This window comes from Pseudomonas sp. TH32, assembly GCF_016650855.1.
Taxonomy (GTDB): domain Bacteria; phylum Pseudomonadota; class Gammaproteobacteria; order Pseudomonadales; family Pseudomonadaceae; genus Aquipseudomonas.
In genome coordinates this window covers 3,135,358-3,148,591 of the sequence record NZ_JAEKFA010000002.1, presented here as the reverse complement: position 1 = coordinate 3,148,591, position 13,234 = coordinate 3,135,358, and the positions used below count along the sequence as shown (strand labels likewise).

Here is a 13,234-nt window from a genome sequence, read left to right as displayed (position 1 = left end):
TCACTGCTTAGGCAGTTAATAGGTTGGTCACGATGAAGCACTTCACCCCCGAAAACTTCCACAACTGCCACCTCGGCCTGCTGCTGGGCCGTGCTGCGCTGCTCAAAGACAAGATCATCGACACCCACATGGAACCCCACGGCATCACCGCCGCACAGTTCAAAGTGTTGATCATCATGGCCCAGTACGGCGTCGACACCCCCGCCGAGCTGTGCCGCAACCTGTCGTTGGACAGCGGCTCCATGACCCGCATGCTCGACCGCCTGGAACAAAAGGACCTGCTGGCGCGCAAGCGTTCCGAGCAGGACCGGCGCCAGGTGCAGTTGGTGCTGACCCCGGAAGGCCAGCGCGTGGCCGACATGCTGCCGGAGATCGGCGCCCAGGCCCTGAACCAATTGGCGGGCGCGCTGGAACCGGGTGAATTGCAAACCCTGGAAAAAATCTTGAAGAAAATTCTGATAGCTGCGGGTGACCCCATCACCATTCAGCGGGTAGGTAGTGCATGAACAATCGCTCCTTGCGTGCCGGCCTCAGCCTTGTGCTGGTGGCCATGACTATGGCCGGTTGTGCCAATTTCAGCGGCTTGAACACAGAAGGCAAACGCCTCGAAGCCAACAACCTGCAAACCGGCAAATCCCTCAGCGGTGTGACGTTGTCGAGCGCCGCCTGGCCCACCGCCGACTGGTGGAAAAGCCTCGGCGACCCACAACTCGACGGCGTGATCCAGGAAGCCCTGCAAAACAGCCCCGACATGCAAGTGGCCAGCGCCCGTGCCCACCAGGCCGAAGCCGCCGCCTATGCTGCCGACGCCGAGCGCATGCCGACCCTGGACGCCAGCGCCGGTGTCAGCCGTTCGCGCCTGGCCAAGGACCAGGACCCATTGGGCCAGGGCGATGCGTACGCCACCGTGCGTAACATCGGTGCCAGCTTCAATTACAACTTCGACCTGTGGGGTGGCCAGCGCGCCGCCTGGGAAGCGGCCCTGGGCCAGGCCCGCGCCGCCGAAGTCGACCAGCAGGCTGCGCGCCTGACCCTGGCGGCCAACGTCGCCAAGGCCTACAGCGACCTGGGCCAGGCCCATATCGTGCGTGACCTGGCCAATGATGACCTCAAGCGCACCCGGCAAATGCTCGACCTGGGCCAGCGTCGCCTGAACTCCGGGATCGACAGTCAGTACCAGTACCAGCAAACCGAAAGCCTGGAAGCCAGCTCCCAGTCGCAACTGATCGATGCGGAAAAACAACTGCAGAGCGCCAAAATCGCCCTCGCCGTGTTGCTCGGCAAAGGCCCGGACCGCGGCAGCGAACTGGTACGCCCCAACGTGCTCAAGCCGAGCGCCGTTGCCGTGCCGTCGGTGTTGCCTGCCGAGTTGGTGGGCCGTCGTCCGGACCTGATCGCCGCGCGCTGGCGTGTGGAGGCGGCGAGCAAGAACGTCGCGGCCAGCAAGACCCGTTTCTACCCCAACCTCAACCTGAGCGCGAGTGCCGGGGCCGAGTCGTTGCTGGGGGATGCGATGTTCGGTTCGGCCAGCCGCTTCTTCAGCATTGCGCCGACGATCTCGCTGCCGATCTTCGATGGCGGCCGCCTGCGCGCCGACCTCGATGCCCGCGACGCCGACTACGACCTGGCCGTGGCCCAGTACAACAAAACCCTGGTGCAAGCCTTGGGCGACATCGGCAACACCCTCGTGCAGTTGCGCGAGACTGGCCGGCAGATCCAGGCCCAGCAACACGCTGCGGACATTGCCCAGCAGTCCTACGACACCGGGGTCCAGCGTTACAGCTCAGGTATCGGGAATTACCTGGACGTGCTCAGCATCGAACAACAACTTCTCCAGGCCCAACGCCAGTTGGCCACCCTGAATGCCGAGCAAATCGATCTTTCGATTCAATTGATGCAGGCCCTGGGCGGCGGTTTCCACGCCGATAACGTGGCCTCGACCACCCCAGCCACGCGCACTGAATAATTCAAGGTACTTGTCATGGCCACTGCCGAAACCAGCAACAACGCTCCTGAAACAAACAAGGGTGAACAACCCAACACCAGCAACCCGCGCAAACGCAAAGTCATGCTGTTTGTCCTGGCGCTGATCGTCATCCTCGGCGCCGTGGGCGTGTGGGGTTGGTACGAATTCTATGGCCGCTTCAGCGAAAGCACCGACGACGCCTACGTCAACGGCAACGTGGTGGAAATCACCCCGCTGGTGACGGGCACCGTGGTGAGCATCGGCGCCGACGACGGCGACCTGGTCCATGAAGGCCAGGTGCTGATCAACTTCGACCCGAACGATGCGGCGGTGGGCCTGCAAAGTGCCCAGGCCAACCTGGCCCGCACCGTGCGCCAGGTGCGGGGTTTGTACAGCAACGTCGATGGCATGAAAGCCCAGGTGCTGGCGCAACAAGCCAACGTGCAAAAGGCTCAGGACAACTACAACCGCCGTAAAAACCTCGCCGCCGGCGGGGCGATTTCCCAGGAAGAACTGTCCCACGCCCGCGACGACCTGACCTCGGCGCAGAATGCCTTGGCCAACGTGCAACAACAGTTCAAGACCACCAGCGCCCTGGTGGATGACACGGTGATTTCGTCCCACCCGGACGTGCAGGCCGCCGCCGCGCAGTTGCGCCAGGCTTACCTGACCAACGCCCGCAGCACCCTGATCGCACCGGTCACCGGCTATGTGGCCAAGCGTACCGTGCAACTGGGCCAGCGGGTTCAGCCGGGCACCGCGCTGATGGCGGTAATCCCGCTGGATCAACTGTGGATCGACGCCAACTTCAAGGAAACCCAGCTGCGGGATATGCGTATCGGCCAGCCGGTGGATATCGAGTCTGACATCTACGGCAGCGACGTGAAATTCAGCGGCACCGTCGACAGCCTTGGCGCGGGTACCGGCAGCGCGTTTGCCTTGCTGCCGGCGCAGAACGCCACCGGTAACTGGATCAAGATCGTGCAACGGGTGCCGGTGCGCATTCATGTGAACGCCGAAGAGTTGGCCAAGCACCCGCTGCGGGTGGGCTTGTCTACCGTGGTCAACGTCGACCTGCATGACCAGAGCGGCCCGGTACTGGCCCAGCAGGCGCCGCAAAAGGCCTCGTTCACCACCAACGTGTACGACCGCCAGTTGGCTGAAGCCGACGCCATGATCACCCAACTGGTCCATGACAACAGCGTTGCCGCTCCCAAGGCTGCCCAGCGCTGATTCGCCAATCCATCAGCTGCGGCCCCGGCGGCCGTAGCGCCCATCATGTTGCACAGGATTCGCGATGAGTAACGCTAACGCCTCCTTCACGCCGCCCAGCTTGCTGATGGCCACCATCGGCCTGTCCCTGGCGACCTTCATGCAGGTGCTCGACACCACCATCGCCAACGTGGCGTTGCCGACGATTTCCGGCAACCTCGGCGTGAGTTCGGAGCAGGGCACCTGGGTGATCACCTCGTTTGCCGTGAGCAACGCCATCGCTTTGCCGCTGACCGGCTGGCTGAGCCGTCGCTTCGGCGAGGTGAAGCTGTTTTTGTGGGCCACCATCCTGTTTGTGCTGGCCTCGTTTCTCTGCGGTATTTCCACCTCGATGCCCGAACTGATCGGCTTTCGGGTGCTGCAAGGCCTGGTCGCCGGCCCGTTGTACCCGATGACCCAGACGCTGCTGATTGCGGTCTATCCCCCGCCAGGCGCGGCATGGCCCTGGCGTTGCTGGCGATGGTCACGGTGGTGGCGCCGATTGCCGGGCCGATCCTCGGCGGCTGGATTACCGACAGCTACAGCTGGCCGTGGATCTTCTTTATCAACGTGCCCATCGGTATCTTTGCGGTGATGGTGGTGCGTTCTCAGCTGAAGAAACGCCCGGTGGTCACCAGCTACCAGCCGATGGACTACGTCGGCTTGTTGAGCCTGATCGTCGGCGTCGGTGCCTTGCAGATCATCCTCGACAAGGGCAACGACCTGGACTGGTTCGAGTCGAACTTCATCATCATTGGCGCGGTGATCTCGGCCATCGCCCTGGCGGTGTTCGTGATCTGGGAAATGACCGACGAGCACCCGGTGGTCAACCTGCGGCTGTTCGCCTACCGCAACTTCCGTATCGGTACGATTGTGTTGGTGCTGGGGTATGCGGGCTTCTTCGGGATCAACCTGATCCTGCCGCAATGGCTGCAAACCCAGATGGGCTACACCGCCACCTGGGCGGGCCTGGCGGTGGCGCCGATCGGAATTCTGCCGGTGCTGATGTCGCCATTTGTGGGCAAGTACGCGCACAAGTTCGACCTGCGCCTGCTGGCCGGGCTGGCGTTCCTCGCGATTGGCTTGAGTTGCTTTATGCGGGCGGGCTTCACCAATGAAGTCGACTTCACCCACATCGCCCTGGTGCAGTTGTTCATGGGCATCGGCGTGGCGTTGTTCTTCATGCCGACCTTGAGCATCCTGATGTCCGACCTGCCGCCGGCACAAATCGCCGACGGTGCGGGCCTGGCCACGTTCCTGCGGACCCTGGGCGGCAGCTTTGCGGCGTCGTTGACCACCTGGATCTGGATTCGCCGGGCGGACCAGCACCATGCCTACATGAGCGAGAACATGACCACCTACGACTCGGCCACCCGTGATGCCTTGCAGGCGCTCGGCGGGGCAGGGCACAAGGCGTATGCGCAACTGGACCAGATCCTCACCAGCCAGGCGTACATGATGTCCACCGTGGATTACTTCACGCTGCTGGGGTGGATGTTCATGGCGTTGATCGTGATTGTTTGGCTGGCGAAACCGCCGTTTGCGGCGAAGGCGGGGCCGGAGGCTTCGGGCCACTGATCGAAAGGCCGAGCTCGGTCAATGTGGGAGCTGGCTTGCCTGCGATGCAGACACCTCGGTACATCAGGTACACCGAGGTGATGCTATCGCAGGCAAGCCAGCTCCCACATTTGATCGGTGTTGTGTCTGCGAGTCAGGCGCCGGGCAGTGCCAATTGTGGATTGACGAAATCAAAGGCTGCCAACTGAAACCCTTGCTCATCCACCTGCAACGCCCACCCTTGCTTGTCCCAATCCCCCAGCACAATGCGCTTGGCCGCCTGCTCGCCAATCTGCAACTTGTGAATCGCCGGGCGATGGGTGTGCCCATGCACCAGGGTGCGCACGCCGAACTGCTGCATCACCCTCGGCACTTCCTCGGGCGTCACATCGACAATATCGTTGGCCTTCATCCGCACCTGGGCGCTGCTTTCACTGCGCAGCTTGCGCGCCAGCTTGTGCCGGGTGCGCAAGGGCAGGTGCCGCAGGATGAACAGGGTGATGGGGTTACGCAGGATGCGGCGCAGCTTCATATAGCCGACGTCGCGGGTACACAGGCTGTCGCCGTGCATCAACAGCACGGGTTCGCCTGCGAGCTGCACCACACTCGGGTCCTTGAGCAAGGTGGCGCCTGCCGCTTTGCAGAACGCCTTGCCGATCAGGAAATCCCGGTTGCCATGCATGATGAAAATCTGGGTGCCACTGTCGCTCAGCTCGCGCAGAGCCAGGCAAATCGAACGCTGGAAGGGCGTCATCCCATCGTCGCCAATCCAGGCTTCAAAGAAGTCCCCCAGAATGTACAACGCCTGGGCGGAACGGGCGCGGCCGTTCAGTAAATCCAGAAACGCCCGGGTGATGTCCGGGCGCTCCTCTTCCAGATGCAAATCTGAAATCAGCAATATCACTCAACGATCTCGGCTTTCTCGACGATAACGTCTTCTACCGGTACGTCCTGGTGACCTGCCTTGCCGGTGGTTTGCACACCTTTGATCTTGTCGACAACGTCCTGGCCTTCGGTGACTTTACCGAATACCGCGTAGCCCCAACCCTGCACGTTCTTGCCGCTGTGGTTCAGGAAGGCGTTGTCGGCCACGTTGATGAAGAACTGCGCGGAGGCCGAGTGCGGCTCCATGGTACGGGCCATGGCGACGGTGTACTTGTCGTTGGAAAGGCCGTTGTCCGCTTCGTTCTGGATGCTTGGACGCTTGTCTTTCTTTTCTTTCATGCCAGGCTCGAAACCGCCGCCCTGGACCATGAAGTTGCCGATGACACGGTGGAAAACAGTGTTTTCGTAGTGGCCGGCTTTAACGTACTCGATGAAGTTGGCGACGGTGATCGGCGCTTTCTCGGCGTTCAGCTCGATGACGATGTCACCGTGGTTGGTGGTCAGTTTGACTTGAGTCATGTTCACTACTCTTTCAAGGAATTCGTGGGTTTGGGCGTTTTGCGCCTTACCTGCTTGGCAAAAACCGCAACCAAGGCGCGCAGTTTAGCGTGACCTGCGGGAATTTCGAGGTGGTTTTTTACCGCCCATGCAATAAATGCAGCAGTTTTTGGCCACGCTCTGTCAGGGGCTTGACAGCATCGGCTATGATAAGCCCTTTGTTTGTCGGCCTCACCCGGCCAAGTACTTCGTCTGTTCAAGGATCCTATGAGCAAGCCCACTGTCGACCCTACCTCGAATTCCAAGGCCGGACCTGCCGTCCCGGTCAATTTCCTGCGCCCGATCATCCAGGCGGACCTGGATTCGGGCAAGCACACGCAGATCGTCACCCGCTTCCCGCCTGAGCCCAACGGTTACCTGCACATCGGCCACGCCAAGTCGATCTGTGTGAACTTCGGCCTGGCCCAGGAGTTCGGTGGCGTCACGCACCTGCGTTTCGACGACACCAACCCGGCCAAGGAAGACCAGGAATACATCGACGCCATCGAAAGCGACATCAAGTGGCTGGGCTTCGAATGGTCCGGCGAAGTGCGCTATGCCTCCAAGTATTTCGACCAGTTGTTCGACTGGGCTGTCGAGCTGATCAAGGCCGGCAAGGCCTACGTCGACGACCTGAGCCCGGAACAGGCCAAGGAATACCGCGGTACCCTGACCGAGCCTGGCAAGAACAGCCCGTTCCGCGACCGTTCGGTGGAAGAGAACCTGGACTGGTTCGCCCGCATGCGCGCCGGTGAGTTCCCGGACGGCGCCCGTGTACTGCGTGCCAAGATCGACATGGCCTCGCCGAACATGAACCTGCGCGACCCGATCATGTACCGCATCCGCCACGCCCATCACCACCAGACCGGTGACAAGTGGTGCATCTACCCGAACTACGACTTTACCCACGGCCAGTCGGACGCCATCGAAGGCATCACCCACTCCATCTGCACCCTGGAGTTCGAAAGCCACCGTCCGCTGTACGAATGGTTCCTCGACAGCCTGCCGGTACCGGCGCACCCGCGTCAGTACGAGTTCAGCCGCCTGAACCTGAACTACACCATCACCAGCAAGCGCAAGCTCAAGCAACTGGTCGATGAAAAGCACGTGTTTGGCTGGGACGACCCACGCATGTCGACGCTGTCGGGCTTCCGCCGTCGCGGCTACACCCCGGCGTCGATCCGCAACTTCTGCGACATGGTCGGCACCAACCGCTCCGACGGCGTGGTGGATTTCGGCATGCTCGAATTCAGCATCCGCCAGGACCTCGACGCGAACGCCCCGCGCGCCATGTGCGTGCTGCGTCCGTTGAAAGTCGTGATCACCAATTATCCGGAAGACCAGGTCGAGAACCTCGAACTGCCGCGTCATCCGCAGAAAGAAGAACTCGGCGTGCGCAAGCTGCCGTTCGCCCGTGAAATCTACATCGACCGCGATGACTTCATGGAAGAGCCGCCAAAAGGCTACAAGCGCCTGGAGCCGAACGGCGAAGTGCGCCTGCGCGGCAGCTACGTGATCCGTGCCGACGAAGCCATCAAGGACGCCGATGGCAACATCGTCGAACTGCGTTGCTCCTACGACCCGGACACCCTGGGCAAGAACCCGGAAGGCCGCAAGGTCAAAGGTGTGGTGCACTGGGTGCCGGCTGCGGCCAGCGTCGAGTGCGAAGTGCGCCTGTACGATCGTCTGTTCCGCTCGCCGAATCCCGAGAAGGCCGAAGACAGCGCCAGTTTCCTGGACAACATCAACCCTGACTCGCTGCAAGTTCTCACAGGTTGTCGTGCCGAGCCATCGCTTGGCGACGCACAGCCGGAAGACCGTTTCCAGTTCGAGCGCGAAGGTTACTTCTGCGCGGATATCAAGGACTCGAAACCAGGTGCTCCGGTATTCAACCGTACCGTGACCTTGCGTGATTCGTGGGGCCAGTGATTCTTTAAGGAAACTGTTGTGCTAACGATCTACAACACACTCAGCAAGACCAAAGAAGTCTTCAAGCCGCTGGATGGCAACAAGGTGCGCATGTACGTGTGCGGCATGACCGTGTACGACTACTGCCACATCGGCCACGGCCGCAGCATGGTTGCCTTCGACCTGGTGACCCGCTGGTTGCGCTTCAGTGGTTATGACCTGACCTACGTGCGCAACATCACCGACATCGACGACAAGATCATCAATCGCGCCAACGAAAACGGCGAGTCGTTCGACGCGCTGACCGAGCGCATGATCGCTGCGATGCACGAGGACGAGGCCCGCCTCAACATCCTCAAGCCGGACATGGAGCCGCGTGCCACAGACCATATCCCTGGCATGCACGCGATGATCCAGACCTTGATCGACAAGGGTTACGCCTACGCCCCGGGCAATGGTGACGTGTACTACCGCGTCGCCAAGTTCATGGGCTACGGCAAGCTGTCGCGCAAGAAAATCGAAGACCTGCGCATCGGTGCGCGGATCGAAGTCGACGAAGCCAAGCAAGACCCACTCGACTTCGTGCTATGGAAAGGCACCAAGCCGGGCGAGCCGAGCTGGGAATCGCCGTGGGGCGCCGGGCGTCCGGGCTGGCACATCGAATGCTCGGTGATGTCCACCTGCTGCCTGGGCGAAACCTTCGACATTCATGGCGGCGGCAGCGACCTTGAGTTCCCGCACCACGAAAACGAAATCGCCCAAAGCGAAGCGGCCACCGGCAAGACCTACGCCAACGCCTGGATGCACTGCGGCATGATCCGCATCAATGGCGAGAAGATGTCCAAGTCCTTGAACAACTTCTTCACCATTCGTGACGTGCTGGAGAAATACCACCCGGAAGTGGTGCGGTACCTGTTGGTGTCGAGCCACTACCGCAGCGCGATCAACTACTCGGAAGACAACCTCAAGGACGCCAAGGGTGCCCTGGAGCGTTTCTACCACGCGTTGAAAGGCCTGCCCTCCGTGGCGCCTGCGGGCGGCGAAGCGTTTGTTGCACGGTTTACCGAAGTGATGAACGACGACTTCGGCACGCCGGAAGCCTGCGCGGTGCTGTTTGAGATGGTGCGCGAGATCAACCGCCTGCGTGAGAGCGATCTCGACGCGGCGGCGGGGCTTGCGGCACGTTTGAAAGAGCTGGCGAGCGTGCTGGGCGTGTTGCAGATGCAAGCCGATGACTTCCTGCAAGCGGGCGCTGAAGGGCGTGTGGATGCGGCTGAAGTGGATGCACTGATCCAGGCACGTTTGACTGCCCGGGCCAACAAGGACTGGGCGGAGTCTGACCGTATCCGTGACCAACTGACCGCGATGGGTGTGGTGTTGGAAGACGGGAAGGGCGGGACGACGTGGCGGTTGGCTGATCAGGCTTGATCGGTAATTGCTGAATAAAAAACGCCCCGACTGGTTCGGGGCGTTTTTTTTCGCCTGCCTACCCGTTATTCAGGTAGCGGCGCTTAGAGCGTGTCCCGGACGGAGCCGCTGTGCGGGGACATGGTTGACACATGCAGGGGCGGGCAAACCCGCTCAGGATCAAACGCAGAGCTGCATAATGTGGGAGCGGGCTTGCTCGCGAAGAACCAGAGGGCGCCGCGTTCATCCAGTCAACAGGCGTTATCGTTAACGACCTTCGCGAGCAAGCCCGCTCCCACATTTCGACCGTGTTTGCCGTTGCTTCTACCATCAGCGCTTGCCACTGACCTCATACCGGCTTTGTACAAACCCATTGTCCGACGCATACGTGGCGATATGCCGAAGCTCATGCTCGCTACCTGATTGACTGAACAAGGGAATCCCCTGGCCCAGCACAACCGGGATACGCGTGATAATCAGCTCGTTGATCAAGCCCGCCTCAAGAAACGCCTGGATCGTCTGGCCTCCGTCGATGTACAGGTGTTTCATCCCGCGCTCGGCTAACTTGGCCACGAGGCGGGTTACATCCTGGCTCACCACCTCAACCTTGCCCTTCAACTGCGCAGGCAGCTCAACCGTTTGATGAGAGAGCGCGATGACCGGCGTGCCCTCGTAGGGCCACTCAGGAAAGGACAACACTTTTTCCAGGGTCTTGCGTCCCATCACCAGCGCATCCACCGTGGCGATGAAGGCTTCATAGGTCACGCCGTTCAGTTCGGCGCCTTCGTACTCTGGCCGATGAAGCCACTCAATATCACCGTCTGGCCGGGCAATAAAACCGTCGACGCTGGCTGCAATAAAGACCGAGCATTTGATATCCATGGGGGGTGACACTCCTTTTCTGTGGGCTTGAAAACAACGGCTGCCATTGTCCGGCAACGCTAATGTTAATTTAATCTTCCGGTGTAATAAGCGACCATTGCCAAAAATAACCACGGGCTGCCCGGCCTGTGCCGATGCCCTTTTTTGTGATGCGAGGATGTATGCGCCGTTGGTTAATCCGCTACCGTTACGCAATCATTTTCTGGCTGTGCTTCGGCGTTTTCCGTACGTCCCTGGCCGACTGGAACCCGATCCCGTCCGGTTCCATGCGCCCCACGTTGCTTGAGGGCGATGTAGTACTGGTCAATCGCGTGGCGTACGACCTCAAGCTGCCCCTCACTGATATTTCACTGGCCAAGCTGGATAACCCCCGGCGGGGCGACGTGGTGACGTTCTCCTCACCCAAGGACGGCATCCGTTTGATCAAGCGTATCGTCGGCATTCCCGGCGACACCCTGGAAATGCGCGATGAGGTGCTGTGGGTCAACGGCACGCCGGCCATCTACAGCAATGGGCAGGACATCCGCGAGCCTATCGCGCCTGGCCAAACAGTTCCGGGGATCAAGGTGACGGAGCGTGCGAACAGCAGCCAGCGCACGGTGCAGTTCATGCCGACAGTACGGGCGCTGCGCAATTTCGGCCCGGTGGTGGTGCCGGCCGACAGTTATTTCATGTTAGGTGACAACCGTGACAACAGCGATGACTCCCGCTATATCGGGTTTGTGCCGCGTCGGCTGTTGATCGGGCATGCCCACCATATCCTGGCGTCAGCGCAGATCCTGGATCACTGGATGCCACGACTGGGCCGATTTGGCGCGCCGATTTTGTAGCGGGGTGATCAGTGCTTGTGCCTTTTATCAATCTTTAATGGACCGGCGCTGACTCATTTCAATTCACTGTAGGTCAATCTGAACTCTGACAGGGCAGGGTGGCTGGCCCTCCATTCGCGGCCAAATGCCTTGGCCGCTTCTATTTGTTCAGGACTTAACGTGCTGGCCAGTTCCCGCAGTCGAGTGGCGGCCTCAGTGTGCCGCGGGTTTTGCCGGGTGCTATCCATCACCAGCCAATACAGGCCATAGGCGTGAGTGAGGTTGACGGGGTAGTCATAGCGGCTGAGGCTTGGGTCAGCGCCACCCGCCAGTGCGGCCGCATAGGTCATCACGCTGTTGAGTTGGCTGGCCGCCAGCCTTTTTTCCAGGTAGGTGCGCTGGTATGCAAAGTTGCGGTAATAAGCGGGCATGTTGCCAAGCCAGTACATCGCAGGCGGAAAGCCTTTCGAAGCTGATTGCCTCAACATTGAATCGCGCTGGCGGTCTGAGTCCGGTGTCTTGTCGAGTAACAGCGCTGCGATGTAATAAGCCTCTGCGCAGCCGGCATCGCCTGCTTTTCTGAGCCACGATTGATCCTGGGTCAGCTCATACATCTGTAGCATCGCGTCGCCGTCACCAGCATCGGCCGCCGCTTGGGCAAGGAGCCTGGCAGTGGCCAGCGAGCTATCGTCGCCCAGGCGCATCAGCGCGTATACATGCTCCTGCGCAGCGGCCAGGCGATACCATGCCTGAGCGTTGGAGCTGTCAGTGCCCTCCCGGCGCCTTATAGCGTCGCCCAAGATGAATTGGGATTGGGCATCCCCAGCGGAGGCGGGGATGGTCAAGTGCGTTTCGCACTCTACGAATTCGCCGAGTTGATACAGTTCGAGGCCCTTGCGCTTCGCCGCCCGCTGCTGGACGTTCAATTGGGAAATCAGTGCGCTCAAGGATTTGAGCAGATCAAACAGTTTGGTCAGTGCATCGGAATGCGAATACATGGTCATTACCTGCAAGTAGGAGGAGCGTTATCCGGTCAAGGTAAGCGGGCCTCCTGATGCAGCGGTGGCAGATAGTTATTGGGGGGAGTGGCGGCCCCGTATCGCCTGGTCCAGGAACAGGGCGGCGTTCTCCAGCGCCTGCATGCCCTCGGGCAAAATCCCCGCAAACAGATGCCAGACATGGAACATGCCGGGCCACACCTCCAGCGACACACGCACCCGGTTTTCCCCCAGGTGGGTGGCCAGGCGCATGGCATCGCTGAGCATCACTTCGTTCTCGCCGATCTGTACCAGGATCGGCGGCAATCCTCTTACGTCGGCAAAGACCGGCGATGCGTCGGGGTTATTCGGCAGCACGCCATTGAGAAACGCCTTGGCGAGCAGTGTCAGCCCCGCGCGGGAGGCTTGCGGGTCGAGGCCGTCACGGCTGTCGAGGGAGGCGCCGGTGTGTTCCAGGTTGGCCCACGGCGACAACGCAGCGCCGCCGGCGGGCAACGGCAGGCCTGCGTTGCGGGCCTTGACCATCACCGACACGACCATCGCACCGCCGGCCGAGTCCCCCGAGAACACGATGGACCTGGGGTCGTTACCCTGGTCGAGCAACCAGCGATAGGCCCGCAATGTGTCATCGATGGGCAGTGGAAACGGATGCTCGGGCGCCAGGCGGTAATCCGGCAGGTAGACCTTTGCGCCCAGCAGTTTGGCGAAGTGGCCGGCAAGGCTCAGGTAACCCCGTGGGCTGCCGCCGACATAACCACCGCCGTGGATGTACAGCAACACCCGATCACCCTCAAGCCCGTCAGGCACCACCACCATGCCCGGCACACCGCCCATGTCGACCTCTTGAAAGCGCACACCGGCGGGAATCGGATGAGCGCACAGCACCTGCTCGTAAGCCTTGCGCTGCTCATCGAGGGTGAGGGTGGTTGTTTGGCCGGTGAGAAAGGGCCCGAAGTCAGCGGCCGATGCAACCCAGGCATCGAGACGGGCCTGGACAAGGGGAGTGAATGCCATGGAAAGAACCTCATAAAGTG

The 13,234-nt window shown here is 61.0% G+C and carries 11 protein-coding genes and 1 pseudogene; 7 read left to right on the top strand and 5 right to left on the bottom strand.

The window, feature by feature from the left end; all coding sequences use genetic code 11:
• Positions 1-32 precede the first annotated feature (32 nt).
• The 4 genes and pseudogenes from JFV30_RS18065 to JFV30_RS18050 all read left to right on the top strand — a co-directional run bounded on the left by JFV30_RS18065 (position 33) and on the right by JFV30_RS18050 (position 4,795).
• Positions 33-506, top strand: coding sequence for a MarR family winged helix-turn-helix transcriptional regulator (locus tag JFV30_RS18065; protein WP_010166969.1), 474 nt, complete (start codon positions 33-35; stop codon positions 504-506).
• Positions 503-1,966 (top strand): efflux transporter outer membrane subunit, encoded by a 1,464-nt coding sequence (locus tag JFV30_RS18060; RefSeq protein ID WP_201124810.1) that lies wholly within the window; start codon positions 503-505, stop codon positions 1,964-1,966. Before JFV30_RS18065 ends, JFV30_RS18060 begins: the two co-directional genes overlap by 4 nt.
• Positions 1,967-1,981: 15 nt before the next feature.
• Positions 1,982-3,199, top strand: coding sequence for an HlyD family secretion protein (locus JFV30_RS18055; protein WP_201124809.1), 1,218 nt, complete (start codon positions 1,982-1,984; stop codon positions 3,197-3,199).
• A 64-nt stretch (positions 3,200-3,263) separates the two neighbouring features.
• A pseudogene (locus JFV30_RS18050) lies at positions 3,264-4,795 on the top strand (DHA2 family efflux MFS transporter permease subunit).
• A gap of 133 nt (positions 4,796-4,928) precedes the next feature.
• Here JFV30_RS18050 and lpxH read toward each other — a convergent pair.
• Both lpxH and JFV30_RS18040 read right to left on the bottom strand, forming a co-directional pair.
• Positions 4,929-5,678, bottom strand: coding sequence for a UDP-2,3-diacylglucosamine diphosphatase (lpxH, locus tag JFV30_RS18045; protein WP_201124808.1), 750 nt, complete (start codon positions 5,676-5,678; stop codon positions 4,929-4,931).
• Entirely contained in the window at positions 5,675-6,178 is a 504-nt protein-coding gene (locus tag JFV30_RS18040) for a peptidylprolyl isomerase (protein ID WP_010166979.1), read from the bottom strand. Before JFV30_RS18040 ends, lpxH begins: the two co-directional genes overlap by 4 nt.
• Positions 6,179-6,424: 246 nt before the next feature.
• Between JFV30_RS18040 and JFV30_RS18035 the strand changes: the two genes are divergently transcribed.
• Both JFV30_RS18035 and cysS read left to right on the top strand, forming a co-directional pair.
• Positions 6,425-8,125 (top strand): glutamine--tRNA ligase/YqeY domain fusion protein, encoded by a 1,701-nt coding sequence (locus JFV30_RS18035; protein WP_010166981.1) that lies wholly within the window; start codon positions 6,425-6,427, stop codon positions 8,123-8,125.
• Positions 8,126-8,143: 18 nt separating this feature from the next.
• Entirely contained in the window at positions 8,144-9,532 is a 1,389-nt protein-coding gene (cysS, locus tag JFV30_RS18030) for a cysteine--tRNA ligase (RefSeq protein ID WP_201124807.1), read from the top strand.
• Positions 9,533-9,841: 309 nt separating this feature from the next.
• Here the strand turns inward: cysS and JFV30_RS18025 are convergent, their stop codons facing one another.
• The gene (locus JFV30_RS18025; RefSeq protein ID WP_201124806.1) at positions 9,842-10,393 is read right to left on the bottom strand and encodes a dihydrofolate reductase family protein; all 552 of its coding nucleotides are present in this window, start codon (positions 10,391-10,393) and stop codon (positions 9,842-9,844) included.
• Between the two features lie 161 nt (positions 10,394-10,554).
• On the opposite strand from JFV30_RS18025, the gene lepB reads away from it, so the two are divergent.
• The gene (lepB, locus tag JFV30_RS18020; RefSeq protein ID WP_201124805.1) at positions 10,555-11,223 is read left to right on the top strand and encodes a signal peptidase I; all 669 of its coding nucleotides are present in this window, start codon (positions 10,555-10,557) and stop codon (positions 11,221-11,223) included.
• A 53-nt stretch (positions 11,224-11,276) separates the two neighbouring features.
• Here the strand turns inward: lepB and JFV30_RS18015 are convergent, their stop codons facing one another.
• Positions 11,277-12,200 carry a sel1 repeat family protein gene (locus JFV30_RS18015; RefSeq protein WP_201124804.1) on the bottom strand — a complete coding sequence of 308 codons (924 nt, stop codon included), beginning with the start codon at positions 12,198-12,200 and terminating at the stop codon, positions 11,277-11,279.
• A gap of 75 nt (positions 12,201-12,275) precedes the next feature.
• Positions 12,276-13,214 (bottom strand): alpha/beta hydrolase, encoded by a 939-nt coding sequence (locus tag JFV30_RS18010; RefSeq protein WP_201124803.1) that lies wholly within the window; start codon positions 13,212-13,214, stop codon positions 12,276-12,278.
• Between the last annotated feature and the right edge of the window lie 20 nt (positions 13,215-13,234).